The 26,124-nt window shown below is 74.1% G+C and carries 22 protein-coding genes and 1 pseudogene; 3 read left to right on the forward strand and 20 right to left on the reverse strand.

Annotated elements, in window-relative coordinates; translation table 11 throughout:
* The first annotated feature begins 119 nt into the window (after positions 1 to 119).
* Positions 120 to 350: a response regulator transcription factor gene (locus OG444_RS06595; RefSeq protein ID WP_327261239.1), complete on the forward strand. Its 231-nt coding sequence runs from the start codon at positions 120 to 122 to the stop codon at positions 348 to 350.
* A 47-nt stretch (positions 351 to 397) separates the two neighbouring features.
* On the opposite strand, the gene OG444_RS06600 is transcribed toward OG444_RS06595, so the two are convergent.
* From OG444_RS06600 to OG444_RS06625, 6 genes are all read right to left on the reverse strand, one after another.
* Positions 398 to 1,414, reverse strand: a complete 1,017-nt coding sequence (locus OG444_RS06600) for a serine/threonine-protein kinase (RefSeq protein WP_327261240.1) — start codon at positions 1,412 to 1,414, stop codon at positions 398 to 400.
* A gap of 237 nt (positions 1,415 to 1,651) precedes the next feature.
* Positions 1,652 to 2,215: a hypothetical protein gene (locus OG444_RS06605; RefSeq protein WP_327261241.1), complete on the reverse strand. Its 564-nt coding sequence runs from the start codon at positions 2,213 to 2,215 to the stop codon at positions 1,652 to 1,654.
* A 132-nt stretch (positions 2,216 to 2,347) separates the two neighbouring features.
* A complete protein-coding gene (locus OG444_RS06610; protein WP_327261242.1) occupies positions 2,348 to 2,821 on the reverse strand; it encodes a hypothetical protein in 474 nt (157 codons plus the stop codon).
* A gap of 141 nt (positions 2,822 to 2,962) precedes the next feature.
* Positions 2,963 to 3,562 carry a hypothetical protein gene (locus OG444_RS06615; protein ID WP_327261243.1) on the reverse strand — a complete coding sequence of 200 codons (600 nt, stop codon included), beginning with the start codon at positions 3,560 to 3,562 and terminating at the stop codon, positions 2,963 to 2,965.
* Between the two features lie 549 nt (positions 3,563 to 4,111).
* Complete coding sequence (locus OG444_RS06620) at positions 4,112 to 4,786, reverse strand: hypothetical protein (RefSeq protein WP_327261244.1); 675 nt, start codon at positions 4,784 to 4,786, stop codon at positions 4,112 to 4,114.
* A gap of 142 nt (positions 4,787 to 4,928) precedes the next feature.
* Positions 4,929 to 7,259 carry a WD40 repeat domain-containing protein gene (locus OG444_RS06625; RefSeq protein WP_327261245.1) on the reverse strand — a complete coding sequence of 777 codons (2,331 nt, stop codon included), beginning with the start codon at positions 7,257 to 7,259 and terminating at the stop codon, positions 4,929 to 4,931.
* Positions 7,260 to 7,511: 252 nt separating this feature from the next.
* Here OG444_RS06625 and OG444_RS06630 point away from each other — a divergent pair, with 252 nt between their 5' ends.
* Positions 7,512 to 7,637, forward strand: coding sequence for a hypothetical protein (locus OG444_RS06630; RefSeq protein WP_327261246.1), 126 nt, complete (start codon positions 7,512 to 7,514; stop codon positions 7,635 to 7,637).
* 104 nt (positions 7,638 to 7,741) lie between these two features.
* On the opposite strand, the gene OG444_RS06635 is transcribed toward OG444_RS06630, so the two are convergent.
* The 10 genes and pseudogenes from OG444_RS06635 to OG444_RS06680 all read right to left on the reverse strand — a co-directional run.
* Positions 7,742 to 10,693 carry a helix-turn-helix transcriptional regulator gene (locus OG444_RS06635; RefSeq protein ID WP_327261247.1) on the reverse strand — a complete coding sequence of 984 codons (2,952 nt, stop codon included), beginning with the start codon at positions 10,691 to 10,693 and terminating at the stop codon, positions 7,742 to 7,744.
* Positions 10,694 to 10,801: 108 nt separating this feature from the next.
* A complete protein-coding gene (locus OG444_RS06640; RefSeq protein ID WP_327261248.1) occupies positions 10,802 to 11,476 on the reverse strand; it encodes a response regulator transcription factor in 675 nt (224 codons plus the stop codon).
* Positions 11,464 to 12,618, reverse strand: a complete 1,155-nt coding sequence (locus OG444_RS06645) for a sensor histidine kinase (protein ID WP_327261249.1) — start codon at positions 12,616 to 12,618, stop codon at positions 11,464 to 11,466. Before OG444_RS06645 ends, OG444_RS06640 begins: the two co-directional genes overlap by 13 nt.
* A 184-nt stretch (positions 12,619 to 12,802) precedes the next feature.
* The gene (locus tag OG444_RS06650) at positions 12,803 to 14,473 is read right to left on the reverse strand and encodes a molybdopterin-dependent oxidoreductase (RefSeq protein WP_327261250.1); all 1,671 of its coding nucleotides are present in this window, start codon (positions 14,471 to 14,473) and stop codon (positions 12,803 to 12,805) included.
* A gap of 51 nt (positions 14,474 to 14,524) precedes the next feature.
* Positions 14,525 to 15,184, reverse strand: a complete 660-nt coding sequence (locus OG444_RS06655) for an alpha/beta fold hydrolase (protein ID WP_327261251.1) — start codon at positions 15,182 to 15,184, stop codon at positions 14,525 to 14,527.
* A complete protein-coding gene (locus OG444_RS06660) occupies positions 15,181 to 16,038 on the reverse strand; it encodes a DUF1295 domain-containing protein (protein ID WP_327261252.1) in 858 nt (285 codons plus the stop codon). Before OG444_RS06660 ends, OG444_RS06655 begins: the two co-directional genes overlap by 4 nt.
* Positions 16,035 to 17,336 carry a cyclopropane-fatty-acyl-phospholipid synthase family protein gene (locus tag OG444_RS06665; RefSeq protein WP_327261253.1) on the reverse strand — a complete coding sequence of 434 codons (1,302 nt, stop codon included), beginning with the start codon at positions 17,334 to 17,336 and terminating at the stop codon, positions 16,035 to 16,037. The genes OG444_RS06660 and OG444_RS06665 overlap by 4 nt, the downstream gene beginning before the upstream one ends.
* Complete coding sequence (locus OG444_RS06670; protein WP_383194092.1) at positions 17,333 to 18,097, reverse strand: DUF1365 domain-containing protein; 765 nt, start codon at positions 18,095 to 18,097, stop codon at positions 17,333 to 17,335. The genes OG444_RS06665 and OG444_RS06670 overlap by 4 nt, the downstream gene beginning before the upstream one ends.
* Entirely contained in the window at positions 18,094 to 19,365 is a 1,272-nt protein-coding gene (locus OG444_RS06675) for an NAD(P)/FAD-dependent oxidoreductase (protein WP_327266682.1), read from the reverse strand. The genes OG444_RS06670 and OG444_RS06675 overlap by 4 nt, the downstream gene beginning before the upstream one ends.
* Positions 19,366 to 19,570: 205 nt before the next feature.
* Positions 19,571 to 20,149: pseudogene (locus OG444_RS06680) on the reverse strand (sigma-70 family RNA polymerase sigma factor); the annotation flags it as partial.
* Positions 20,150 to 20,247: 98 nt separating this feature from the next.
* Here OG444_RS06680 and OG444_RS06685 point away from each other — a divergent pair.
* On the forward strand, positions 20,248 to 21,249 hold the full coding sequence (locus tag OG444_RS06685) for a MerR family transcriptional regulator (protein WP_327261254.1): 1,002 nt from the start codon (positions 20,248 to 20,250) through the stop codon (positions 21,247 to 21,249).
* On the opposite strand, the gene OG444_RS06690 is transcribed toward OG444_RS06685, so the two are convergent.
* The 4 genes from OG444_RS06690 to OG444_RS06705 all read right to left on the reverse strand — a co-directional run bounded on the left by OG444_RS06690 (position 21,237) and on the right by OG444_RS06705 (position 26,021).
* The gene (locus OG444_RS06690; protein WP_327261255.1) at positions 21,237 to 22,187 is read right to left on the reverse strand and encodes an alpha/beta fold hydrolase; all 951 of its coding nucleotides are present in this window, start codon (positions 22,185 to 22,187) and stop codon (positions 21,237 to 21,239) included. The two genes, OG444_RS06685 and OG444_RS06690, sit on opposite strands and share 13 nt — an antisense overlap.
* A 45-nt stretch (positions 22,188 to 22,232) precedes the next feature.
* Entirely contained in the window at positions 22,233 to 23,612 is a 1,380-nt protein-coding gene (locus OG444_RS06695) for a cryptochrome/photolyase family protein (RefSeq protein ID WP_327261256.1), read from the reverse strand.
* 73 nt (positions 23,613 to 23,685) lie between these two features.
* On the reverse strand, positions 23,686 to 25,272 hold the full coding sequence (locus OG444_RS06700; protein WP_327261257.1) for an SDR family oxidoreductase: 1,587 nt from the start codon (positions 25,270 to 25,272) through the stop codon (positions 23,686 to 23,688).
* A 110-nt stretch (positions 25,273 to 25,382) separates the two neighbouring features.
* Positions 25,383 to 26,021 carry a fasciclin domain-containing protein gene (locus OG444_RS06705; RefSeq protein WP_327261258.1) on the reverse strand — a complete coding sequence of 213 codons (639 nt, stop codon included), beginning with the start codon at positions 26,019 to 26,021 and terminating at the stop codon, positions 25,383 to 25,385.
* Positions 26,022 to 26,124 lie beyond the last annotated feature (103 nt).

The raw sequence follows: 26,124 nt of genomic DNA on the forward strand, positions 1-26,124 counted from the left end.
CCATGAAGTCCCGACGACAAGCTCTTTAACAGGGACAAACACCGACATTCGGGTACGAGTCCCCTGCTTCCGAGGACGTGAGCAGCAGTGATGACCAGGCCGATCCGTCGGAGGAAATCATGAGCCTCACCCTCGTCGCCCCGCAGACCGAAGCCGCCGCCACCACGCTCGCCCCCCGCGAGCAGGAGGCACTGCAACACATCGCCGCAGGCTGCACCTACCTGCAGACGGCCCGCCACATGGGGCTCTCGAAGCACACGGTCGACGCCTACCTGCGCCGGATCCGCGCCAAGCTGAACATCAACACCACGGCCGAGATGACCCGCCTGGCCATCTCCCTGGGTCTGTGACGCTCGCAGGAAGGAAGGAACGCCCGTAGGGGGTAGGGCGGGGCGGTCTACGGGCCGCCGGGCAGGCCGTAGAACACCGGCCGGGCCCAGACCGGGGGCTCCCGCGGGGGCGCGGAGTCCCCCGCGACTTCGGGGGTACGGGAATTCTCCCGCGGCGGCGGATCGGCGTTCCGGCCGATGCCGCCCCCGGTGGCGACGCGCAGCGCGGCCACGAATTCGAGACAGGACCCGTAACGGTCCTCGGGGACCTTCGAAAGAGCCTTGGTCAGTACGTCGGCGGCGGCGGGAGTTATTCCCGGCCGCCTTTCCGTGAGTGGGGGCGGGGGGTCGTACTGGTGCGCCCACAGCAGCGCCGCGTCCTCCTCGCGCTCGAAGGGGGGCCCTCCGGCGAGGGTTTCGTAGACGACGCAGGCCAGGCTGTAGAGATCGCACCTGCCGTCCACCGGCCTGCCCGAGATCTGTTCCGGCGCCATGTAGTCGAGCGTGCCGACGAATTCTCCGTCCGTGGTGAACCCGGTGAGCGCCAGCGCCTTCTTCGTCAGCCCGAAGTCCGTGAGATAGATGTGCTCGGGGTGCTCGCTGTCGGTGCCCGCGGCCACCAGGATGTTGCCGGGCTTGACGTCCCGGTGCACGAGGTCGTGGTCATGGGCCGCGTCGAGCGCGGAAGCCACCTGGGCGGCGATGCGCAGGGCGGTCGCCACCGGCAGCGGACCCTCACGGTCCAGCAGCGCGCGCAGGTCCAGGCCGGACACGTAGCGCATGGCGATGTAGAGGACGCCGTCGGTCTCGCCGGCTTCGAAGATGGGCACGATGTGCGGGTGGTCGATCGACGCGGCCACCCGTGACTCGTGCGTGAAGCGGCGCCGGAAGGTCTCGTCGCGGGCGCGCTCCGGAGCGATCAGCTTGAGGGCGACCGTACGGTCCAGGCGCAGGTCCTTGGCGCAGTAGACAACGGCCATGCCACCGCGGCCGATCATGCGCTCGACCCGGTAGCCCGCGATCTGCTTCCCGATGAGGCCCGAGGCGCGGCCCGCGTACACGCTGAGGTTCGACACCTCGCTCATCGGGCGCCCCGCTCACCCAGCCCTGTGACGCCGCCGGACGCGGCGGGCCGCTCTTCCATACCTGGAAGTCTATCGAGCGGCCCATCCGCACGCCCGGTCGAACCGGGTCGTATCCGGTCCGGCCGGGCGGACACACGGAACACGCACACACGCACACGCACACGCACACGACACCGTGACCGGCCCCGAGGGGACCGGTCACGGTGTCGCGAACGGGAGGTGCGGTCGGCGGGCCCGTCAGTCGAAGTCCATGCCGCCGGCGCCACCGGCGCCGCCGAAGCCGCCGGTGACCCCACAGCCGATGCCGAGGCAGATGCCGCCCTCGCCACCCGTGCCGCCCTTGCCACCGTCACCGCCGGGCAGCGCGGTCCCGCCGGTGCCGCCGGTGCCACCGTTGGCGCTGCCCTTGCAGGAACCGGCACAGATGCCGCCCTTGCCGCCGGTGCCCCCGGTGCCGCCCGGGACGCCGGTGGTGCCGGTGCCGCCGTTGGCGCTGCCGTCGCACAGCCCGGCACAGATGCCGCCCTTGGTGCCGTTGGTGCCGTTCACCGATCCGGTGCACTTGCCCGCACAGATCCGGTCCCCGACGCGGACGCCGCCGTTGCCCACCTTCACTTTGTCCAGTACCGCCCGGCCGTCGAACCGGCCCCCGCCCGGCTGCGCGTCTCCGGTGCTGAACGAGGATGCCACCTGGCTGGACGCCGCCGGAGCCGCCGTGGCCACCGGTGCCATCGCGCCCGCGCCGATCAGGGTTGCGGAGATGACGAGACCGAGACGGAACTTCGTGGATCGCATGCGCATGAGATTCTCCCTCGCTAAGAACTGCTTCGTATCGAATGGGACCGGTCGATGTCCGGCCGGTCGTTCCCCGGGATGCGTCGGGATGCGTCGGCGCCCCGGCCCTGCCGCGGGCCGGGGCGCCTTCGTTCCGCCTCAGGGGCGCAGGGTGTCTCCCATCAGCGCGAACCAGTCGCCGTCCACGTAGTACTGCTTCCAGGTGTCGATCTGCTCTTCCGAGATCTTGTACTTGTCGGCGACCTTCTTGGTCGTCTCCTTCGGGTCGTCGGCCGCCAGCACGATCAGCACGATGCGTACCTTGTCCACCACGGTCAGGTCCGCCTTGGGCTTGTCGGGCAGGTCCTCGAACTTGAGGCAGCCGACCCCGCCGGGCTGGCCGGGCTCGCCCGGCTGACCGGGCTCGCCGCCCCTGCCGCCCTTGCCGCCCTCTCCGCCCTTGCCGCCGGCCCCGAAGCCGGTGCAGTGCTCGGGCCGGTCGGCCGGAGCCGAGGCGCTGATGTTCGTGGGGGTGTGGGACTGCGACGCCTGCGCGGCGCACGCCGTACCGGTGACGAGGGCCAGAGAGGCCGTGACCAGGATGATCGGACGCTGCCAGGACTTGGTGAACATGACGGGTTTCTCCGTTTCCGCAAATACCGATGAGGGGGGACGCGAAAGGGGTGGGGTGGGGGTTGGGGGGGGTGGAGGCCCGGAGGCCTCCACCCGTTGAGCGGGGTACCGCGCTATGCGGTGCGGTGTGCGGTGCGCGGGTCAGAAGATGCTGCCGCCACCGGCGCCGCCGTTGCCACCGAGGCCACCGATCAGGCCGCCGATGCCACCGTCTCCGGCCTTGCCTCCATTACCACCGTTGAAGATGGAGAAGCCGCCGTTACCGCCGTTGCCGCCCTTGCCGCCCTTGAGGAAGCCGTCGCCGCCCCCGCCGCCGCCACCGGCGTTGCCGCCCTGGAGGACACCGAAGCCGCCGTCGCCGCCGTTGCCGCCGGCGCCGCCGATCCGGCCCTCACCGCCACCGCCGCCGCCACCACCGGCGCCACCGAGCAGGAAGCCGTCTCCGCCGGTCCCGCCGTTGCCGCCCTTGCCACCGGTACCGACGACGCTGCCGCCACCGGAACCACCGGCCCCACCGGCGCCACCGACGAGCCCGCCGGTACCGCCCTTGCCACCGTCGCCTCCGGCGCCTCCGGCGGCCGGGAGGGCCGTAGCCACCTGGGTCACCGGGGTGGCCGAGGCCATGGAGGCCGGGAGGACGACTCCTCCGGCGACTACAGCTGCGGCGGCGGCCAGGGTCGCGATGCGGAAGCCGCGGCGGGTCGGACGGACAACGTTGTTGGTCTGCATCTTGCGGTTCATGACTTTCTCCTACCGATGTAAAGGGATATGTGACGTTCCGGTTTTCCGGGACGGTGCGGTGATTTTGTGGAGAGAAGTAATTCCTTCTCTTCCGTCTGCCTCGTTCCGTTTCCGGTGAGGCCCGCACCACAAGTAAGCCCCGGGGGCCATACCCGGGTCATGTTCCGGAATCTCGGGACTTGACACCCTCATAAACACCGGCTAAAAGCGCCCCCCGCCGTGGTCCGCAGTACGGAAGGCGAGGGGCGGAAGGAGGGAGGCGGCGGGTAGGGGACGACCGGTAGGGGGAGGGCGCGGCGATCCTGCTCAGGTGGTCCGGTGCGGGCGGGCCCGGCGGGGGATGCCCTCGGCGAGCGTGCAGCACGCGCCCGCGGACTCCACCCGTAGGTGCGGGCCGTCGGGCAGCAGCGTCTGCGCGTGCAGGAGCGACAGGGATCGCGGCCACTCGGGGGGGCGGACACCAGAGTGACGCCCCTCCGCACCTCGACGTCCCGGAGGGGCGGATCGTGCCCGGCTCCGGCCCGGAGAGCGGGCCGGGGCCGGGGTGGCTCAGCGGGCCTGGTGGAACGTGCGGCCCCGGTGGGCCTCGGCGGAGCAGGAGCGCTTCTCCGCGGCGGTCATCTTGCGGGTCTTCACCACGACCGCGTTGCTCTTGCCGTCCGTGCCGTTCTTGGCAGGGCTGGTGATCGTGTCCTGGAAGAACCAGTAGTAGTGGCTCCACTTCGGGCTGTCGTAGTGGGTCTGCCAGGTACCGGAGACCTTCTGCATCACCTGGGCGCGGGAGATCCAGCCCACCTCGCCCGGCTTCACCGTCATGTTGAGCGAGCTGCTCTCGGAATGGCTGCTCGACCAACTGTGGCTGTAACTCGCCGTTACGCTCAGGTCAACGATGCCCGCTATGTTACCTCCGGCCGTCACGGAGACACCCAGCGAGTCGGTCGAGCCCACCGTGTCGTCCCAGGTCATCGACTGGGTGGAGTCGGACGTGCTGCAGTTGAACAGCGAGTTCGACACCTGGCGGAGCTCACCCAGGTACGCCTCCCCGAGCTTGGGCGAGTTGAACGTGCACTTGCCTTCGCCCGAGGCGCAGTCCGCCATCAGCTGCTGCCGTGTCGGCTGGTCGGCGGCGGATGCCGGAAGGGTGGCCGCCGCGGCGACGGCGCAGGCCGCCACCGTCGTGGTCAACGCGCGGGCTGCGTAACGCCTGACGCGGTTTGTGGTCATCGTGGTACCTCTCACGGTGCTGGGGGGATCGGTGAACCGTCGTACGGCAGAGGCGAATTGACGCGCCGCCAGCGCACTTTGGATCACCGCCCATTGCTCCTGAGATTCTCCCGACCGACCGGAGGGGTACGGTCCGATTGAGTCATTCCGCAGCCGGGCGACGCAGCACGGCGACCTCCGGGCCGAAACCGACGACGAGCCGCCCGCCCGGCGCGGCCGCGAGCGCGGCCACCGCGAGCGGGAACACGTACTCGTCCGCCGCTTCGCGCCCCGTCGCGAGGTCCCAGAACCGCACCGCCTGGCCCTGGCCCATGGCCAGCACCGGCCGCCCGTCGCTCCCGGTGGTGACGGCCACGGGCCCGTTCGGATCCGTGTCACCGGTCTGCACGTCGCCGATCTGCCGCATGGTGGCCAGGTCCCACAGCCGCACCGTCCTGTCCCGGCTCCGGCTGACCGCGGCCGGCCTGCCGTCCACCAGCGTCGTGGCCACCGATGTCACCCAGTCGGTGTGGCCGGCCAGGGGTTCGCCGATCTGCCGGCCGGTCCCGAGGTCCCACAGCCGTACGGTCCTGTCCCAGCTGCCGGTCACCGCGACGGGCCGCCCCGCCAGCTCCGCCGTCGCGACGGCGGTCACCCGGCTGGAGTGCCCGGTGAGCGGCTCGCCGACCGGGCGGCGTGCGGCGAGGTCCCAGACGGCCACGGTGCGGTCGGCGCCGGCCGTGACGACGACCGGCCGGCCGTCCAGGGTCGCGGTGGCCAGGGCCAGCACCCGGCCGTGATGGCTGGTGAGGGGCTCGTGACGGTCTCCCCCGCCGACCGGGTCCAGCAGCCGCAGCACGTCGCCGGAGCCGGCGGTCACCATCAGCGGTTTCCCCTCCACCACCGAGCCGGCCAAGGCGTTCACCGCGCCCTCCAGGCCCGTCACGGGGCCCGCGACCTGCCGCCCCGTGGCCAGGTCCCAGACGTGCAGGGCGTGGTCGGCGCCGGCCGTGACGGCCACCGGGTGCCCGTCGAGAACGGCGGTGGTGATCGCCGAGACCGTTGCGGTGTGTCCGGTGCGGGGCGGGCCGTCGCCGTGGGCGTGGGTGAGGTCCCAGGTGCGGATCGTGTGGTCGGCACCCGCGGTGACCGCCACAGGCCGCCCGTCCACGACCGTGGTGGCCACGTCCGTGACCCTTCCGGTGTGGCCGGTCAGCGGCGGGCCCACCGGCCTCCCGGTGGCGCGGTCGCGGACCACCACCGTGCCGTCCCGCTCCACGGTGAGGGCGACCGGGTCCGCACTGCCGGCAGAACCGGGGCCCCGGCCGGAGATGCGGTGCCACAAGTCCGCCTCCTGCTCCGGGCCGGGCGGGAGGGCCGGCGCCACCCCGTTCGCGTCGACGCTCCGCAGGACCCGCATGCCGTTCACGCGCTGCCGGTCGTCCGCCAGGTCCCAGATGCGCAGGGTCCCGTCCGCCTCGGCGGTGAGGGCGACCGTACGTCCGCCCAGCACCGCCGTCTCCCGCGCCCGGGTCCGTACGAGGGCGCCGTTCTGGCGGGCGACGGCCAGGGGGCCGATGAACCGGGGCTCCTCGCCGTCGCCCCCGACGGCGACGGCGCGCCCGTCCACCACCGTCAAGGTGGAGACGCCGGGCAGGTCCTCTCCGCCGGCCAGGACCCCGGCGGCCGACCGGGCCGTGGCGGGCTCCCCGGTGGCCAGGTCCCAGAACCGCTCCTCCCGCCCGGGCTCCCCGGGCTCCCCGGGCTCCCCGGGCTCTCCGGGCTCTCCGGGCTCTCCGGCGGTGACGGCGAGCACGCGCCCGTCCAGGGCGACGGTCCTCGCCACCGCCAGTGTCCGGGCCAGCTGCTCGCCGGAGGCCAGGTCCCGCACGCCCACCGTCCGGTCCACGGCGGCGTCGTCGACGGAGAGGACGACGCGGCGGCCGTGGAGCGTCGCGAGGCCGGCCGCCGACGGGAAGGCTCCGATCCGGCGGCCGGTCAGCAGGTCCCCCACATAGAGCGTCCCGTCGGCGCCGAGGGCGAGCAGGACACGGCGCCCCTCCAGGGTGGTGCTCTCCACCAGCCTGACGAACTCCCCGGCCGCGCCGCCGGTGGCGAGGTCCCACACCAGGACCGAGTCGTCGCCGTGCAGCGAGAAGGCCACGGGCTTCCCGTCGGCCTCCGCCGTGGCCACCGAGAGCACCTCGGCCGTCAGCGAGGAGAGCGGGTCGGTGCGGCCGGTGACCGGATCGTGGAGTTGCCCGCCGGTCGCCAGGTCCCACATGCGCACGGTGTTGTCGCGGCTGCCCGAGACCACGACCGGGATGCCGTCGACGACGGCCGTGGCCACCGCCCGCACCGGCCCGCCGTGACCGACGAGGGAGCGCAGCCGCCGCTGGTCCGGCACGGGCCCGTCGGACCACTGAACTGTCCACCGCGGGCCGGTCATCAGGGCATTCACGTCGTCGGGCGCACCCGTGGAAGTCTCAGACATGCCGCCGAGGCTAGCCACCGGGTCTGACATCGCCCGTCACTACCACACCGCAGGTCCCTGCCGGAGCGTGCGGACCACCACCATTGTGCTCGCCGCCGACCGGCACTCCGGTGGGGGGCGCCGGCGGGGAATCTGCGGGGCCAACGCCCATGTGCGGGTGGGGCGGATGGCGTTGAGTCGGACATGCCGATCGGCCGGCAGGCAACCGACATCAGCGCGACCCGCGCACCGACCCTCGAGGAGGTGATCCGGATGAGCGTCCTCAGGCTCCAGAACGCGGAGGCCCGCACCACGCAGTGTGCTGCCGCCACCGTCAGTCCGACGAGCGGCAGCAGCAACGGCTGCGGGACTGCGCACGAGCCGGAGCACCCGGACTGACCCGCCGGGTCCGTGCGGGGGCTCGGCGCGCCCCCGCACGGACCCGTCGTTCCCCCCGGACGGCCACAGAAGCCCGTGAGCCCGGCGTGATCGGCAGGAACCCCTCAGGCGACCAGGTCGCGGGCGGCGGTGGCGAAAGCCGTCCGGTTCGGGTGCCCGGTCTTCTGCAGGAGGCTGGCCACGTGCTTCTCCACGGTGCGCAGCGAGATGTGCAGCCGGCCCGCGATGTCCTTGTTGCTGATCCGTTCGGCGACCAGCCGGGCCACCTCGAACTCGCGGACGGTGATCCCGCAGCGGCGCAGGTCCGCCGGTACCCGCTCGGTGCCCGTGCGCCGTTGCCGTACCGACGCGCCCATCCCGCGCAGCAGGGCCCGGCCGGCTCCGGCGACCGTCTGGAGGCCCGCGTCGTGGAAGTACTCCTCCGCCTCGCGCAGCCACTCGACCGGTGTGCCCCAGCCGTCCTCGTACGCCGACTGCGCGACCAGGCGCAGGGACAGCCGGCGTGCCATGGGGAAGGGTTCGGCCGCCTCCAGTGCCTTGCCCGCGGCCGCCGTCGCCTCGTCGGGGCGGCCCTCGCGGCCGAGGAGGACGGCGTGCGCCAGGCCGGTGAACTGGTGGTTCCAGCGGGTGGCGCTGACGCTCGCCTGCGCGACCTCGGCATGGTGGCGCCGGCCCATGCGGCCGGCGAGGACGCCGAGCAGCAGGACGATGCCGTGCTTGCCGAAGTCGCCGATCGCGGGGTTCTCCGCGTCGTAGGCGAGCGCCTGGGCGAATTCCTGTCCGGCCGCCTCGTGTTGTTCCTCCAGCAGCGAGCAGAACGCCCGCGCCAGCCCGTACGACATGGCGCGCACGCCGGGCGCCGCGTCGAGCAGCGGGGCCAGGCGCTCCAGTGCGCCGCGCATCTCGGCGCGGCGGCCCTGGTGGGCGTACCGTACGGCGTCGGCGAGCCGCAGCATGGCCAGGTGGCGGCCCAGTCCGAGGCGGGACGCGTCGGCGGCGGACTCGCGGATCCGGTCGCGGGCCTCGTCGAAGCGGCCGTGCTGGATCCGGTCCAGTGCGAGGACGAAGCCGGTTTCGTGGGCCAGGGGCAACAGGCCCATGCCGAGAGCCTCCTGCCGGGCCTGTTCGATCGGGGCCGGCCGCCCGTCGTGGCTCGCGGCGACGGTGGCCAGGTGCACGTCGGCGGCCATGCGCGGGGCGGGGAGCCGACGGGCGAGGGCGAGGGTGCGGGCCCGCCCGAAGTGGGCCACGGCGGCCGGTTCGTCCTGTGCGCGGGCCAGCTGGCCGAGGAGCAGCAGTGCCCTGCACGCCACGTCGGGCAGATCGACGCGCTGGGCGGCCTCCAGTGCCCGCCGGGCGTAGCGGGTGGCGGTGCGCAGCCGGTCGGGGGCGAGCCGGCTCAGTTCGACGTGCACGGCGGCGAGGTCCACGAGGGCGGCGTACTGGTCGGCGGGGTGGCCGCCGAGGAGGGAGCGGGCGAGGTCGAGGTGCCACAGGGCTTCCGCGGGGCGGCCCGTCAGGGTGGCGATGTCGCTCAGCCGGGCGTGGAGTCCGGCCCGTCGCTGGGCGGGGATGTCGTGCTCGCCGCCGTCCCCGCCGAGGGTGTCCAGGATGGCGGCGGGCCCGGGGAGGCGGTCGAACCGTGCCGAGCGGGCGACGGCGTCGAGGAGCCGCTCCAGGACCGTGGCGTGCAGTTCGGGGGCGATGCCGGGTTCGACGAGCCGGTGGGCCGTGGTGAGCAGTTCCACGGCCCGGTCGGCGGCACCCTCGCCCGTCGCCCGCCCGGCCGCCTCGCAGTACAGGCGGACGGCCTCCGGGGTGTCGCCCGCGTGCTCGTGCAGCTGGGCGGCGTGCTCGCACCATGCCCCGGGCAGCCCGGGGTGGAGCTCGGTGAGGGCGCGGGCGGCCCGCCGCAGGTATCTGGCCCGCTCGCCGGGGCCGAGGTCGTCCAGCAGGGCCTCGGCCGCCAGCCGGTAGCGGAAGGTGTACCACTGCGTGCCCGGCCCGTCCGGGGTGATCAGGTACGAGGCGACGGCGGCGCGCAGGACCGCGGACAGCTGCGTGTGGTCACGGCCGATCGCACGCTCCAGCACGGGCAGCGAGAAGCGGCGGCCGAACAGGGCCGCCATGCCCAGGAGTTCCACGCCGAGCGGGCCGAGCCGCCCGGTCTGGCGCCGGACGTTGTCCGCGACGGTGGGCGGTACGGACGGGCTGTGCGGGTCCGGGAGGGCGGGGCGGCCGGAGAGGTCGTGGACGAGCTCCTTGACGACGAAGGGGATTCCGGCGCTGCCGTCCACCGCCCGCCGGACGAGGTCGGGGCAGACCTCGGCCGCAGGGACGCGCAGCTCGGCCGCGATGAGCAGGTGGACGTCGGGGTGGCTGAGGGGGCTGAGCTCGAGCACCGTCGCGGCCTCGCGCTGACGGGCCCGCGTGGCCAGTTCGGTCGCCGCGCAGGGTCCGCATCCGGTGACGAGGAGGAGCGCGGCCGGCTGCATCCCGATGTTGTCGAGGAGGTACTCGACGACCGCCAGCGTTCCGGCGTCGGCGTCGTGCAGGTCGTCGAGGACGAGCAGGCAGCCCCGCCGCGCTCCGACGACGGCGAGCAGGCGCAGCATCGTTTCGGCGACCACGATGTGGGACGCGGCGTCGGCCTCCGTGTCCCGGGCGCCGCTCAGCAGCCGGGCCAGGACCGGTCCGTAGCTGCCGAGTTCGCCGGAATCCGGCAGCAGGCCGGCGCGGGCCAGCAGGAGCAGCGCCTCGATCAGGGGCCGGTAGGGGACGGGCGGGCCGACCGCGCCGGCGCGTCCCCGTACGGTGACCATGTTCGTCTCGGCGGCCATGGCGAGGGCCTCGGTGGCGAGCCGGGTCTTGCCGACGCCCGGCTCGCCGGTGACGAAGAGCGCTCCGCCGGCCCCGGAACGGGCGGCGGCCAGCGCCATCATGATCTGCCCCATCTCGGTGCCACGGCCGATGAGTTCGCCCCGTCTCGGGTGCGGTCCGCCGTTCGGGCCCGCGACGGTACAGTCCTCCGGCAGCGCCGGCCAGAAAATGGACACCGGCTCGTCCCCCTTTCCGGCGGGCCCTCCGAGGCTCCGCCGGGACTGACGATAGGGACGGTGCGCGTGCCCCCTGTAGCCGTCCGTTTGGGGGGCTTGTGCGGGTGGTCAGCCCCCCTCGAGACTGTCCTCCCGGACCCGCTGGGCCAGGTCGAGCTTGGTGTAGGTGGGGCGGCCCGCCTGCTGGTACTTGGCCTTGACCCGGTCCAGGTAGTCCTTGGCGGTGTGGACCGTGATGCCGGCGCGCCGGGCGGCGGACTTCAGGGTGAGTCCGGAGGCGTAGTCGAGCAGGATCTGGCGTTCCCGGGGCGACAGCCGGGGGCGGGCGGGGCTGTCGTCGTAGGCGCAGGCGAAGGCGAGTTCGGCGGAGAGGGCCCCCTGGCCCGAGGCGAGGTCCTTGATGGCGGTGACCAGGGTGGGCAGGTCGTGGTCCTTGGTCAGATAGCCGTCGGCGCCGGCCCGGACGGCCTCGATGATGCGGGAGCGGTCCGGCACGGTGCTGATCATCAGGACGCGGCTCCCGGTGCGCAGCAGCCGCCGGATGTTGTCTGCGGGGGTGGAGCCGTCGCGCAGCACGAGGTCGAGGAGGACGATGTCGGGCGGGGCGTACCCGGTCCGGCCGAAGCCGTACGGGAGCTGGGCGTCCGGCGCCTGAAGGAGTTCGCCGACGGTGGCCGCGGTCGCCACGAGCCGCAGCTCGGGCACACCGCCCAGCCAGGCCCGCAGGCCGTCGAGGAGCATCCGGTCGTCGTCGACCACCGAGACGGTGATCACCCGGGCCATCTCAGCTCCACCCGTACTCCCTCGCCGGGGGCGCTGTCCACGGTCGCCCGGCCGCCCACCTCCGCCATCCGGCCGTGCACGGAGCCGCGCAGGCCGAGGCCGGGCGTCCACCGCTCGGGGTCGAATCCGGGCCCCCGGTCGACCACGGTGACGACGGCTCCCCCGCGCGCGTCCGGGTCCCTGGTGGCGGTGAGGTAGGCGTGTCCGGTGCCCGCGTGCCGCCGTACGTTGTTCAGGGCCTCGCGGACGGCGTCGCCCAGTGCGGCGGCGACCTCGGGGGGCACCTGCGGGAGGTCGTGGTACTGGGCGGTGACCCGCAGTTGGAGGCTCTCGACGGAGCAGACCGCCTCCTCCAGGGCCGTGCCGATCTCCCGGTGGTGGACCTCTTCGGCGGTCTGCTGGATCAGCCGGCGCAGGTACGCGGCCTCGCGGGCGCAACGCCGGCGCACCTCGGGCGCGTTGGCGTCGACCGAGCCGGACGCCAGGGTGGTCAGTGTGGCGAGGACGGTGTCGTGCAGTGCCCGGTGGTGTTCCAGCCGCTCGGCGTAGCGCGCCTTGTGGGCCTCCGCGGTCACGGCGCGGGCGTTGGCCTCGTCGAGGAGGCGGCCCTGGCGGAGCAGGTACCAGCGGAAGAGCCAGGTCATCACGGCCGAGGAGACGATCGAGTTGAGATGGCCGAGAATCACGGCGGGGCTCGCGCCCACCGCCTGGTAGCCGATGAAGTGGGTGATCACGAGGAGTGCGATCACGGTGAGGGCGTGGAGCCGTTCGAGGGAGATGGCCGCGACGGCGCTCGCCGATCCGCCGAGCAGCATGGCCCAGGCGATCGCGGGCGGTTCGCGCAGTCCGCCCCAGGCGGTCAGGGCCAGGGGCAGCAGGCAGCCGGTCACCAGGACGTCCGCCCAGATGTGCCGCGGGTCGAACCAGCCGCGCCGCAGGGCGGCGCCGTAGGCCAGTGCGCTCAGTCCCAGGGCGACCGCGAATCCCGCGTACTGCAGCGGGAGCTGCGACCCCCGCTGGGCGACGGCGAGCGCGCCGACCGTCAGGTGGCTCGCCCGGTACAGCAGGGTGGCCACGATCAGGAAGGACTGGGCGCGTTGCAGACCCGATCCCAGGCCGCTCGTCCCCCGCAGTGCCCGCATGCGCCGTACCGGTAAGGACAGCAACGCCAAGACCACACCCTCCCGTACCGCTTTGCCCGTGACATCTGCCATTTTGCCCTAGCAGGTGCACGTCAAATAGGCGCGTACCGGCCTGCTCACGGGCTTGGCCGAGGTGGCACCACAGGTCGGCCGGAAAGGCGTTTCCCGGTGTCCGCCGGCCGCCCTATCCGGCCATGACGACGACGGAGTGCCTGCCGGTGGCCCCGTCGGGGACGGTCGGGGCGCGCCGTTCGGTCTGGGTCTCCCCCGTCCGGTCGGTGGCGCGGACGGTGAGCGTGTGCGTGCCCGGCGCGGCCTGCCAGGAGTAGGACCACTGGCGCCAGGTGTCGCGGGTGTCCTCGGCGGCGAGATCGGTCTCCTGCCAGGGGCCGTCGTCGACCTGGATCTCGACGCGGTCGATGCCGCGGTGCTGGGCCCAGGCGACACCGGCCACCATCACCGTGCCGGGCGCGGGGCGGGCGAAGGGCTTGGGGGTGTCGATGCGCGCCTGGGTCTTGACCGGAGCCTTCCGGGCCCACTCGCGCCGGACCCAGTACGGGTCGTAGGCGTCGAAGGTGGTGAGCTCGATGTCCTCGATCCACTTGCACGCCGAGACGTACCCGTACAGGCCGGGAACCACCATCCGCACCGGAAAGCCGTGGTCGAGCGGGAGAGGCTCGCCGTTCATCCCGACCGCCAGCAGGGCGTCCCGGCCGTCCATGACGTCCTCGACCGGCGCGCCGAGCGTCATGCCGTCGACGGAGCGGGCCACCAGCTGGTCGGCGGGTCCGCCCCGGGACGGCGGTCGCACGCCGGCCTCCGCGAGCAGGTCGCCGAGCCGGGCGCCGAGCCATCTGGCGTTGCCCGCGTACGGTCCGCCGACCTCGTTGGAGACGCAGGTCAAGGTGATGTCCCGTTCGACGAGCGGCCGGGCGAGCAGCTCTTCGAAGGTGAGGCTCAGCTCGCGGGCCACGCCCTTGCCGTGGATCCGCAGCCGCCACGTGTCCGCCGGCACCCGGGGGACCACCAGGGCCGTGTCCACCCGGTAGAAGTCCTTGTTCGGCGTGGTGAAGGGACTGATCCCCGGCACCCGCAAGGCCGTGCCCGGGGGCGGGCCGGGCGCCGGTGACGCGGGGGGCGGCAGGACCACGGCCGCCCGGGAGGCGACCGCGTCGCCGGACCGCGAGGAGGTGAGGGTCCGGCCGGCGGCGCCCGCCCCCGAACCGAGGGCGGCGGCGGCTCCGGTGAGCAGCAGGAAACGGCGTCGGCTCCAGCCGGGCCGGGCGGCGGCCGGGGCCTCCTGGGGCCGGGCGGCGGCCTGTACTGCCTCCTGGGGCCGGGCGGCGGCCTGTACTGCCTCCTCGGTCCGGGCGGCGGCCGGTACTGCCTCCTCGGCCCGGGCGGCGGCCACGAGCGGGCCGATGAGGGCGTACAGCACGAGCGCGCCGGCCAGGGCTCCCGCGAGGGACGGCAGGGCATCGGCGAACCCGTCGGAGTCCGGCCGGTTCAGCGCGGCCGCGGCGCCCACCAGGCCGAAGAGGAGCACGCCCGCCGCGCCGGTCCGCCGTCTGCGCAGGGCGAGCAGCCCGAGGGCCGTCGCCAGCAGGGCGGTAACGGCGAGGATGCCGAGTTGCAGGACGAGCTTGTCGTCGGTTCCGAAGCTGCGGATCGCCCAGTCCTTGACCGCGGCGGGCGTGCGGTCGATGGCCGCTCCCCCGACGGCCGTGACCGGACCGGCCTCGGGCCGGACCCCGGCCGAGACCAGTTCCGCCAGCGCCAGTGCCACGTAGCCGGACACCAGTCCGGCCAGCGACGCCGAAGCTCCCCGCTCGATTGCTGCCTTGTCGATGCTCACACCCGTGCCTTCGCGGCGCGGTCCGTGCCGGATTGGTCGTCGGGAGGGTGGTCAGTCCCGCGTGACGAGGCTGGTGACGAGGGCGGCGGTGCGCCGGTGCCAGGCACCCGCGCCGCTGAGCATCGCGTGGCCGCCCGTGGGCATCGGGATGGCGGTGGCGTCGGCGCCCGCGAGGCGGGACCGGCGCACGAACTCCCAGGATCCGGCGGCCGAGGTGACCCGGTCCCGCTCGTCGTGCAGCAGGTAGAGCCTGCGGCCCGCGAGGTGGTCCACCGGTTCGCCGGGCGGGCACCAGGGGGCGAGGGCCACCACGCCGTGGACCAGGGGTGCTCCGGCGGCGCGCAGTGCCGCCCGGCCGCCCATCGAATGGCCGACGAGGACCACCGGCACGTCCCCGGCGAGTTCCCGTATCCGCGCGAGGGCCGCCTCGGCGTCCCGGGCGGCGTCGCAGCGGGAGCCGTTCCAGCCGCGGTGCCGGTAGCGCACCTCGGCCACCAGGACGTCGCGCCCGCGGGTCGCGCGGGCGACGGCCGCGGCGAAGGGCCGCATCCGCAGCGCGGGGAGGTTGAGGAGGGGCGGCGGCTCCGGGCCGTCCTCGCGCCCTCCGTGGAGCAGCAGGACCGCCGCCGCCGGTACCGCGGGGGACGTACGGACCACGAGCGCCCCGCGCTCGCCGGTCGACTCCGTGCCCTGCTCCGTCCCGGCCGTCACCCGTCCTCCCCCGGTATGCGGCGCGGCGGGCGCGGGAGGAACCCGCTGGTGCGGGCGGCGTAGGCGGCGTAGCCGGGCCGGTCTGCCATGTGCGCCTCCAGCAGTCTCTTGCCGCTGCCCCAGATCAGCAGCGCGCTCATCACCAGCGGCGACACCAGCGTGAGTGCCGCAGTCTGCCAGGTCGCGCAGGCCAGCAGGTACAGCCCCCACCAGACGAGGAAGTCGCCGAAGTAGTTGGGGTGCCGCGTCCAGCTCCACAGGCCGCGGTCCATGATCGCTCCGCGGCGCTCGGGGCGTTCCTTGAAGCGGGCGAGCTGGAAGTCTCCGACCCCCTCGAAGAGCAGCCCGGTCGCCCACAGGAGCAGGCCGGCCGCGGCGAGCGGCCCGAGGGGCACGGGCACGTACGACGCGGCCTGCACGGGCAGCGAGACGAGCCAGACCAGCGCGCCCTGGAGGAGGTAGACCTTGCGCAGGGCGTAGAGCCGGGGGCTGCCCGGTGCCCGGGCGAGCATGCGGGCGTAGCGCGGGTCCTCGCCGTGCCCCCGGCCGCGCCGGGCGATGTGCAGGGCCAGGCGGATGCCCCAGACGACCGTCGCCGCCGCGACCGCGAGGCGCCGGCCGTCGTCGCCGTACCCCGCCGACAGCAGCCAGCTGGTCAGGGCCACCGCGGCGAAGGCGACGCCCCAGGCGACGTCGACGATCCGGTCCAGGCCCCGGACGGTGGCGACGGCGAAGGTGACCAGCATGACGGCGAGAGCGGCGCCGGCCGCGAAGGCAAGATTGACGGCCAGGGCGCCCCAGTCGACGCCGCCGGTGAGCGCCGCCTGGGCCTGCGCCTGCGCGGCTGTGTTCATCGCGTTTCCCGGGGCACGGGGTCGGCGGTGAGCAGCAGTTGGCGTACGTCGAGGTAGCGCGAGCGGAACCCGGCCTCGGAGTAGGCGAGGTAGAGCTCCCACATCCGGCGGAAGGTGCGGTCGAAGCCGAGGGCGTCGACGGGGTCCGCCTGTCGCCCGAACTCCTCGCGCCACAGCCGCAGCGTCTCCGCGTAGTGGTCGCCGAAGCCGGCGTCGGCCTCGGTGCGCAGCCCGGCTGCGGCGCTCTCGTGGGCGATCGCCTCGCGGGAGGGGATGAGGCCGCCGGGGAAGATGTACTTGCTGATCCAGGTGTGCGTGCGGGCGGTCAGGAGCATGCGCTCGTGCGGCATGGTGATGGCCTGGAGGGCGACGCGGCCGCCGGGTGCCAGGAGCCGGCGCAGGCCGGCGAAGTAGGCGGACCAGTACTCGGCGCCGACCGCCTCGATCATCTCCACGCTGACGACGGCGTCGAAGGAGCCCTCCACGTGCCGGTAGTCGCGCAGTTCGACGGTGACCCGGTCGCCGAGGCCGGCCGTGGCGATGCGCTCCCGGGCCAGGTCGCGCTGCTCCGCGGAGAGGGTCACGGTCAGCACCCGGGCGCCCCGGGCGGCGGCCCGGATCGCCAGCTCGCCCCAGCCGGTGCCGATCTCCAGCACCCGGGTGCCCGGTCCGACGTCCGCGAGGTCGAGGAGCCGGTCGATCTTGCGGTGCTGGGCGGCGGTGAAGGTCGCGGGCGAGGCGGGGAAGGCGGCGAAGACCGCCGAGGAGTAGCTCATGCTCCGGTCCAGGAACAGCGTGAACAGCTCGTTGGACAGGTCGTAGTGGTGCTGGATGTTCTCCCGCGAGCCCTCGGGGGTGTTGCGCTGCTGCTCCGGGCGCCTGCGCACCCAGGCGTCGCGCAGCCGGCGCAGCGGCGCCGGCACCAGGTCGTCGACGTGCGCGGCAAGCACGGTGAGGGCGCCGACCAGGTCGTCGCTGTCCCATTCCCCGGCCATGTACGACTCGCCGAAGCCGATCAGACCGTCCGCGCCGATCCGGCGGTAGAAGGCCTCCGGGTCGTGGAGGGTGAGCGTGGGCAGCGCTCCGGCCTGCCGCGGGACGCCGTACGCCGGCCGCTGCCCGTCCCCGTGCCGTATCCGCAGCGGGAGCCGGGCGAGGGCGCGGCCGATGATCCGCTCGGCGACGGCGGTGCGCAGCGCCGAGGCGCGGGGCGGCCGGACCACGTCGGGCCAGCGGGCCGCGTCGACGGGGGCGGGCGCGGGCGCGCTCTCGTGGGCCGGGACGTACGAGACGGTCACAGGGTGCCTTCCTGCGTGGGGTGCACGGGACGGGGGCGGACCGGGAGTCCGCGGAGGAGGAGCCGGATGCCCTGGAAGCGGATGCCGGCGGAGACCCGGGCGGTGGACCACGGATGGCGCAGGGCGGCGCCGATCAGGGCGCGGGCACCGGCCGGACGGTGGTGGCCGCGTACGGTCGCGGTGAAGGGGCAGGTCCCGTCGTCGTGGCGCAGTTGCACGGTCAGGTCGAGGCGGTCGCCGGGGACGGGCAGCCGCATCCGGTAGAAGCCCTCGACCGCGAAGAACGGCGAGACGTAGAAGTCCTTGGGGACGTCGGCGAGTCCGTCGGCACCGGGGCGCAGCAGGTAGCAGTGGCGCTCGCCGTAGGTGTTGTGGACCTCGGCGACGACGCACACCGGGGTACCGGCGCGGTCGTGGCACCAGTAGAGGGTGAGCGGGTTGAAGACGTGTCCGAGGACCCGGGCGTGGGCGAGCATCAGGACGCGTCCGTCGGCGTTCTCCACGCCGTGGGCGGCCAGCTGGGCCTCCAGGCCCGCGCGCAGGGTGGGGGCCTTGCCGCCGAAGTGGTCACGGGCGTCGAAGCGGGCCAGCGGGCGCAGTCCCCTGGGGATGCGGGGCGGCTCGTCGATGTCGATGAGCCACAGGTAGGTGCGCTGCCGGAAGGCGTGCCGGACGGGGCCGGTGCGTTCGTGGGCCACCGTGCACTCGTAGAGGGCCGGCACCCGGGGCGGCGCGGCCTGCGGCGCCGGGGCCGCGTTCACCACCTCACCCCCAGGGCCTCGGCCGCGGCGACTCCGGAGCGGCAGCCGTCCTCGTGGAAGCCCCAGCCGTGGTAGGCACCGGCGAAGGCGGTCACGGACGTGTTCAGCCGGGGCAGTTCCTGCTGCGCCGCCACGGACCGGGGGGTGTAGACGGGGTGTTCGTACACCATGCGGGCGATCACGTCGAAGGGGTCGACCCGGCCGCGGGCGTTGAGGGTCACGATGTGCGGGTCGGCGGTCGGCAGCCGCTGGAGCCGGTTCATGTCGTAGCTGACCTGGACGCTCTCGGGACGGGCGGCGCAGGAGGGGAGCCAGTAGTTCCAGGAGGCGCGCGCGTGCGGGGACCGGGGCAGCAGTGAGGTGTCGCGGTGCAGCACGGTGGGGTTGCGGGAGTACGTGAACGCTCCGAGGATCCGGATCTCGTCCTCGGTCGGATCGGCCAGCAGGCGCAGCGCCTGGTCGGGGTGGACGGCGACGACCACGGCCGCGTACGGGGTCGAGTCGCCGTCCGGGGTGACCACGCGCGCGTGGTCGGCGGCGCGTACGACGGCCCGGACCGGGGTCCCGGTGCGGACGGAGGTGAGGTGCTTGGCCACCTTGGCCACGTAGGTCGCCGAACCTCCTTCGACCGTACGCCACTTCGGGGATCCCTTGACGGACAGCAGTCCGTGGTGGGCCAGGAAGCGGAAGAGGTACCGGGCGGGGTACTCCAGGGCCGTGTCCGGAGCGCACGACCAGACGGCGGCTACGAGCGGGACGGCGAAGTGGCCGACGAAGTAGGGGGAGAAGCGGTGCAGGTCGAGGAACTCCCCCAGGGTCTGCCCGTCCTCCTCCTCCTGCGAGTCGAGCAGCTTCCGGGCGGCGCGGTGGAAGCGCGGCACCTCGGCGAGCATGCGCAGGTGGCGGCCGCGCAGCACATTGCCTCCGCCGAGCAGTCCGGCCGCGCCGCGGGCGCCCGCGTATTCCAGGCCGCAGCCGTCGCACCGCACCGACATGCTCATCTCGGATTCCTGGGTGGTGACGCCCAGTTCGTGGAACAGCCGCAGCAGGTGCGGGTAGGTGCGCTCGTTGTGCACGATGAATCCGCTGTCCACGTGGACGGTGCCCGCGTCCTGTGTGGGCAGTTCATGGGTGTGGGCGTGGCCGCCGAGGCGGTCGTCCGCCTCGTACAGCACCACGTCGTATTCGCGTTGCAGCACGTGAGCGGCCGTCAGTCCCGCAACGCCCCCGCCCACCACAGCGACTCTCCGCCGGTCCACGTCACTCAACCCCTCGCGCTCGCTGCCCCGCACGGCCGGTGCCGGGCGTTTCACGGGTACTTCGGTGCCGGAGGGCCCGCGGATGGGAATCTTGTTCCGGCGGGTGCCGGGTACCGGGCGACACCGGCACGGGCGCCGTGCCCACCGCCGCCGTTCCCACCGCCGCCGCCGCCGCTGCCGCCGCTCCCGCCGCCTCCGCCGCGCCTGCGCACGCCTCGCCGTCGAGGCAGTGGCGGATCCGGTGCAGGCCCCGCCGGGCGTGGCTCTTGACGGTGCCGAGCGGCATTCCGGTGCGCTCGGCGATCTGGGCCTGGGTGAGGTCCGCGTAGAAGGCCATGGCCAGCACCTCGCGCTGGGCGCGGGGCAGTTTCGCCAGCTCGCCGGTGACGAGCACCCGGTCCAGGACGGTTTCGGGGCCCGCGACCGGCTCGCCCGCGGGCGGCAGGGCGGCGCCGGCGGCGGCGACCAGGTCGAGCCGCCGGGTACGGGCCGTGAGCGCGTCGGCGATCTTCCGCCGGGTGATGCCGACCAGCCATCCGGGGAACGGTCCGCGCTCCGGCCGGTATCCGGCGCGGCCCTGCCAGGCGGCCAGGAAGACCTGCTGGCGGACGTCCTCGGCTTCCCTGGAGTCGCCGAGGGTGCGGGCCGCCAGGGTGTGGACGAGCCCGCCCCAGCGTCGGTACGCGGCGCTCAGGCACGCCTCGTCGCCGCGTACGAAGCCCTCGGCGACCTCGTGGTCGGGCAGCTCCCGGGCCGCGGGTGACGGCCGGGTGATGACGCTCTGTGCGGTCATGGCGACTGCCTCTCGGACGGGGACCGGTGCCCGTCCAGATTCCGGCCCGCCCGTGCATCGATTCCACTCGCATCGGTTGTGCGTCGCATGATGGATCCATGAACGAGACCGCACAGCGGCCCGCCGAGGCCGTGCACGGTGTCACGACCGGGGCCGTGGCACGCCGGCTGGGAGTCGCCCCCACGACACTGCGCTCCTGGGACCGGCGGTACGGGATCGGGCCGGCCGCCCGCGAGGACGGCCGGCACCGGCGGTGGACCCCCGCGGACATCGCCGTCCTGCAGGAAATGTGCCGCCTGACCGCGTCGGGGGTGCCGCCGGCGGAGGCGGCGCGCGCCGCCCGGACCGGGTCGGGAGCCCCCGCGCCCGACACGCCCACGGCACCGGGCCGTCAGCCGGGATCGGGCAACGGGCTGCCGCTGGGCGACGTGCGCCAGGAGTGCCGGGGGCTGGGCCGGGCCGCCGTGCGCCTCGATTCGCCGACGATGGACGAGATGCTGGGCTCCCTGATCGCCGAATACGGCCTGGTCACCACCTGGGAGGAGGTGATGGTGCCGACCCTGCACGCCGTGGGGCGCAAGTGGGAGACCTCGGGCGACCAGTACGTCGAGGTCGAGCACCTGCTGTCCTGGCACGTCTCGACCGCGCTGCGCCGTGTGAGCATCGGCGCATTGTCCGGCCCCCGGGCGGCCGCTCCCCCGATCCTGCTGGCGTGCGTACCGGGCGAGCAGCACACGCTCCCGCTGGAGGCCCTGGCCGCCGGACTGGCCGAACTCGGCCTGCCCGCCCGGATGTTCGGGGCGGCCGTGCCGCCCGAGGCGCTCACCCAGGCCGTACGCCGGATCGGTCCCGCCGCGGTCGTGCTGTGGGCCCAGGCCCGCTCCACCGCGCACCACGCCCTCGCCCGGCACGTCGCCGACACCGCATGGGGGGTCAAGGGCGCCCGGGCCCGGACCACGGTCCTCCTCGCGGGCCCCGGCTGGGCGGGGCCCGCGCCCGCCCCGGGCATGCTGCGCCCCGGCGGGCTGCGGGAGGCCCTGGCCCTGCTGCGCGGGCTGTGCGAGGCCGCGGCGGCGGGAGCGGTGCCTCAGCGCTCCTGAGCGGCGCGGGCCCGGTCGACGACCCCGCGCACCGCCTCCGCGACGAGCTGCGGCTGCTCGACGGCGATGCCGTGGCCGCTGTCGGTGTCCGTGACGTGCCGGGCGCGCAGCTCGCCGGCCAGGCGCCGCTGGGCGGCCAGCCAGGCCGGCCAGGTCGAACCGCCACCGACTCCGAGGTCCCACGGGTGGTCGGAGGTGAGCACGACGGCGGGCAGGTCGCGCCGCAGGGCCGGCGCCCCCTCGACCTCCCGCACGGCGGCGGGGTAGTCGGGTGCTTCGAGGCCCTTCCCCCGGTCCGCCGTCCGGATCCTGTCCATCCACGCCGACCACTGGGCCGGTGTCAGGGTGTCCTCCAGGAAGGGGGAGGCGCCGTCGACGGTCACCACCCCGGCGGTCCGCGCCGGTTCGGTGCGCGCGAACAGCGAGGCGATCATCGCGCCCCACGAGGCACCGACCAGCACGTACGGCGGGTGCTCACCGGCCGCGGCAAGCAGCGCCCGCAGGTCCCGGACGCCCGCGGCCGCCGTGGTGGGCGAAGGCGTCCGCGTCGAGCGGTTCGGCGTCCCGTCGAGCCGGGTGGTGCCGGGCCGGTCGTAGGCGCAGACACGTGTGGAGCGGGCGAGCGTCGTGAGCACCGCCGAGGCGTCCGGCCTCGGGCCGGCCTCGGGGTGCGCGGCGTCCACGACGTGCGTCCACTCGTCCGACGCCCCTTGCGCCCCGGACACGAGCACGACCGTCGGGGACCCGGATCCGCGGCAGTCCAGCAGCACGCGACGGCCGTCACCGATGTCCACCAGCCGTCCGGAACCGTCCCCGCCGTCCGCCGCCACGGGTACTGCCGCCACGGGTCCCGCCCCTGCGAGCATCGCGCACGACACGGCGAGGGCGACGAGGGCGGCGGGCACCCGACGGGCCCGGACCGGGCCTCTTGCCCACATCTGTCCAGTCTGGCACCCGGCGGTGGGCACCGACAGCCGGTGGTGTCAGGGACCGTCCTTGCCGCGGGCCTGCCGGAAGCGTGCCAGTCCCTCCGGGAGGCCGACCAGCGGGTCCGGGTAGTCGTACCGGGCCCGTTCGAGGCCGGGCAGCTGCCACGGCTCGTGGACCGAGGGGCCCTGCAGCCCGGCGAGTTCGGGAACCCAGCGCCGCACGTACGCGCCGTCGGGGTCGTACCGCTTGCCCTGGATCACCGGGTTGAGCACCCGGTTGGGACGGCTGTCGGTACCGGTCCCGGCCACCCACTGCCAGTTGAGCTGGTTGTTGGCGACGTCCCCGTCGACCAGCAGGTCGAGGAAGTGACGGGCCCCGGCACGCCAGTCGATGTACAGCGTCTTGGTCAGGAAGGACGCGGCGAGCAGCCGGCCGCGGCCCGGCATCCAGCCCTCGTGGGCGAGCTGCCGCATGGCCGCGTCGATCACGGGATAGCCGGTGCGGCCCTCCTTCCACGCGCGCAGGTCGGCCTCGGCCGCCTTGCCGCGCCGCCACCGGTCGGACCGGGTGCGGTAGTCCTCGCCGGCGGCGCCGGGGCGGGCGGCGAGCAGCTGGTACTGGAAGTCGCGCCAGCAGAGCTGCCGTACGAAGGCCTCGGCACCCGCACCGCCCCGGGACCGCGCACGGTGCACCGCCTCGGCCGCCGAGACCGCCCCGAAGTGGATGTACGGGGAGAGGCGGGAGGTGACGTCACCGGGGAGGTCGTCGTGCCCCTCCTCGTACCCGTCGGCGTGCTTGCCCAGCCAGTCGGTGAGCCGCTGCCGGCCCTCCCGCTCGCCCCCGGTGACCAGCCCCTCGGAGGCGGACGGCCCGTCCGCCCGGGACGGCACGGCCTCGGAGCGGATCGCCCCGGGCACCCGGACCTCCTGCGGCGCCGCGAGCGGCTCGCGCAGCCGCTCCGCCGACCAGCGCCGGAAGTACGGGGTGAAGACGGCGAAGTGATCGGATCCGCTCGGTGTCACGGCCCCGGCGGGCAGGGCGGTGACCACGCCGTCGTGGACGTACAGGCGCCGCCCGTCGGCCTCCAGGGCACTGCGCAGGCGCTGCTCTCGCCGCAGGGCGAACGCGCTGCAGCCGGCCGCCATGTGCACCTCGTCGGCTTCGGCCTCCCGTACGACGGCGCACACCTCGGCCACGGGGTCCCCCGAGCGGACGACGAGCCGGCCGCCGCGCTCGCGCAGCCCGGAGTCGAGACCTGCCAGGCAGTCCGCGAGGAAGGCGAGCCGGTTGGGCGCCGCGAAGCCCGCGCGGTCCACCGCCGGGTCCCGGACGAAGAGCGGGACGGTCTCGTTCCCCTGGCCCAGCGCGGCGCGCAGCGGCGGATGGTCGTGGACGCGCAGGTCCGAGGTGTACAGGACGACCGAGACGTTCATGATGCTGCTCCTGGCATCGGGCCACCGGACGGGCTCCGGCGCGCGCGGTGGTGGCTGGGCTGGGCTTGCCCTGTCATTCGGCGCGTGCGGGCGCGGCGGATGCAGCGGGGCGGCCCTCGGCGTCCGCCTCCGCCGTACGCGCGATCTTGCGGGCCATGCCGCCGAAGACCGCGGCGTGGAACGGCGAGACGCTCCACCAGTACAGGTGCCCCGCGAGGCCGCGCGGGTGGAAGAGCGCCCGCTGCCGGTAGCGGGTCCGCCCCTCCTCGTCGCTCTCGGTGTACATCTCCAGCCAGGCGAGGCCGGGCAGCCGCATTTCGGCCCGCAGGCGGAGCAGCCGGCCGCGTTCGATCTCCTCCACCCTCCAGAAGTCCAGGGAGTCCCCGACCCGCAGGCGTGCGGCGTCCCGGCGGCCCCGGCGCAGTCCGACTCCCCCGACGAGCCGGTCCAGCCAGCCCCGGACGGCCCAGGCGAGCGGGAAGGAGTACCAGCCGTTGTCGCCGCCGATCCCCTCCACGACCCGCCACAGGGCCTGCGGCGAGGCGTCGACGGTCCGCTCGCGCTCGTCGGAGTAGAGGCTGCCGCCGGCCCAGTCGGGGTCGGTGGGCAGGGGGTCGCTGGGCGCTCCGGGGACGGAGGCCGAGGACCAGCGGGTGATGACCTGCGCGTCGCGGACCTTCTGGAGGGCGTAGGTGAGGGCCGTGTCGAAGTCGAGGGGGGTGCCGGGCCGATCGGGCACCCAGGTGGCGATGTCGTGCTCGTCGCAGACGACCTCGTACTTGAGCGACTCGGCGAGCGGGCGGGCGATGGCGCGGGGCACGGGGGTGACCAGCCCGACCCAGTGGCTGGAGAGCCTCGGTGTGAGGACCGGTACGGGGAGGATGAGCCGCTGGGGCAGCCCGTCGACGCGGGCGTAGCGGCGCATCATCTCGAGGTACGTGAGGACGTCGGGGCCGCCGATGTCGAAGGCGCGGCTGACCTCCGCGGGCATGCCGGCGCTGCCGACGAGGTAGCGCAGCACGTCGCGGACGGCGATGGGCTGGATACGGGTGCGCACCCAGCTCGGGGTGACCATCACGGGCAGCCGCTCGGTCAGGTAGCGGAGCATCTCGAAGGAGGCCGAGCCGGAGCCGATGATGACGGCGGCGCGGAGCACGGTGGTGGGTACCCCGGAGTCCAGGAGGATCTGCCCGACCTCGGCTCGGGAGCGCAGATGGGGCGAGAGGTCGTGGTCGGGGACTCCGCGCGGGGTGAGTCCGCCCAGGTAGACGATGCGGCGGACGCCGGCGGCGCGGGCCTGTTCGGCGAAGGTCTGCGCGGCCAGGCGGTCGGTGCGCTCGAAGTCGCGCCCGGTGCCGAGGGCGTGCACGAGGTAGTAGGCGACGTCGACGTCCCGCAGGGCGGTGGCGAGCGACGCGGCGTCGGTGACATCACCGCGGACGATCTCCGCCTGCCCGGCCCAGGGGTGGTCGCGCAGTTTCGCCGGGGTGCGGGCCAGGCAGCGCACTGTGTGGCCCGCCTTGAGGAGCTCGGGGACCAGCCGGCCGCCGATGTAGCCGGTGGCTCCGGTGACCAGGCACCGAGAGCCCGGGGCCGGTTCCGGGCCGGGGGCCGGTTCCGGGCCGGGGCCCGGGGCCGGGAGTCCTTGTGCGTCCGTCATGGGCTCGCTCCGATCCGCCGTCGCGGGTGTGTCCCCCGGAGCTCTTCCGGGGGCGCGGTCCGGCTGGATGCACGGACCGCCTCCCACGAGTTGATCGTGCGGGACCGCGCCTACTTCGGCATGAGGACCGTGTCGACGATGTAGACGGTCGCGTTGGCGGTGGGGACGTTGCCGCAGACGACCTTGGCGGAGTTGTTCACCATGTAGTCCGTACCCGAGCCCATGGTGGTGACCATGCCCTTCTGGAGGGTCGTGAAGGAGCCGTTGTCCAGCTGCTTCGGAGCGAGCCGCTCACCCACCACGTGGTAGGTGAGGATCTTGGTCAGGGTCTCCTTGTCGGCCAGGACCTTGTCCAGGTCCGCCTTGGGGATCTTCGCGAACGCGTCGTTGGTCGGCGCGAACACCGTGATGTTCCGGGCGTTGTTCAGGGTGTCCACCAGGCCCGCCTTCTTCACGGCGGTCACCAGCGTGGACAGCGCCGGATTGTTCGAGGCGGCGGTGGCGACCGGGTCCTGCGCCATACCGCTGAAGGAGCCCGCACCGCTCTTCGGCACGGAGGCGCACGCCGGGCCGAACGGAGCGCCCGCGACCGCATCCGCGTCGCCGATCGGCTCGGGGGAGGAAACGGCATCGGGCGCGGCGGACCCCTCCTTGCTCGTACTCTCCTCCGAACAGGCCGACAGTGCCAGCGGAAGCAGTACCGCGGCGGTGACGGCGAGGGCGGCGCGGCGGAAGGTCTGGATGCTCATGGTCTCTCCTGGGTCTGCTGACTCACCCATCGGTGAATCACGAAGCCCATTCGCCGCCGGCCCTCATCCGGATGGCCCCATCACCCGAACGAACGGCGACCCG

Source organism: Streptomyces sp. NBC_01232 (assembly GCF_035989885.1).
Lineage (GTDB): Bacteria > Actinomycetota > Actinomycetes > Streptomycetales > Streptomycetaceae > Streptomyces.

Bases quoted from the DNA above. Each gene is read 5' to 3' on its own strand.
- OG444_RS06595 (WP_327261239.1), top strand. From the start codon at position 120: ATGAGCCTCACCCTCGTCGCCCCGCAGACCGAAGCCGCCGCCACCACG.
- OG444_RS06600 (WP_327261240.1), bottom strand. From the start codon at position 1,414: ATGAGCGAGGTGTCGAACCTCAGCGTGTACGCGGGCCGCGCCTCGGGC.
- OG444_RS06605 (WP_327261241.1), bottom strand. From the start codon at position 2,215: ATGCGCATGCGATCCACGAAGTTCCGTCTCGGTCTCGTCATCTCCGCA.
- OG444_RS06610 (WP_327261242.1), bottom strand. From the start codon at position 2,821: ATGTTCACCAAGTCCTGGCAGCGTCCGATCATCCTGGTCACGGCCTCT.
- OG444_RS06615 (WP_327261243.1), bottom strand. From the start codon at position 3,562: ATGAACCGCAAGATGCAGACCAACAACGTTGTCCGTCCGACCCGCCGC.
- OG444_RS06620 (WP_327261244.1), bottom strand. From the start codon at position 4,786: ATGACCACAAACCGCGTCAGGCGTTACGCAGCCCGCGCGTTGACCACG.
- OG444_RS06625 (WP_327261245.1), bottom strand. From the start codon at position 7,259: ATGTCTGAGACTTCCACGGGTGCGCCCGACGACGTGAATGCCCTGATG.
- OG444_RS06630 (WP_327261246.1), top strand. From the start codon at position 7,512: ATGAGCGTCCTCAGGCTCCAGAACGCGGAGGCCCGCACCACGCAGTGT.
- OG444_RS06640 (WP_327261248.1), bottom strand. From the start codon at position 11,476: ATGGCCCGGGTGATCACCGTCTCGGTGGTCGACGACGACCGGATGCTC.
- OG444_RS06645 (WP_327261249.1), bottom strand. From the start codon at position 12,618: ATGCGGGCACTGCGGGGGACGAGCGGCCTGGGATCGGGTCTGCAACGC.
- OG444_RS06660 (WP_327261252.1), bottom strand. From the start codon at position 16,038: ATGAACACAGCCGCGCAGGCGCAGGCCCAGGCGGCGCTCACCGGCGGC.
- OG444_RS06685 (WP_327261254.1), top strand. From the start codon at position 20,248: ATGAACGAGACCGCACAGCGGCCCGCCGAGGCCGTGCACGGTGTCACG.
- OG444_RS06690 (WP_327261255.1), bottom strand. From the start codon at position 22,187: ATGTGGGCAAGAGGCCCGGTCCGGGCCCGTCGGGTGCCCGCCGCCCTC.
- OG444_RS06695 (WP_327261256.1), bottom strand. From the start codon at position 23,612: ATGAACGTCTCGGTCGTCCTGTACACCTCGGACCTGCGCGTCCACGAC.
- OG444_RS06700 (WP_327261257.1), bottom strand. From the start codon at position 25,272: ATGACGGACGCACAAGGACTCCCGGCCCCGGGCCCCGGCCCGGAACCG.
- OG444_RS06705 (WP_327261258.1), bottom strand. From the start codon at position 26,021: ATGAGCATCCAGACCTTCCGCCGCGCCGCCCTCGCCGTCACCGCCGCG.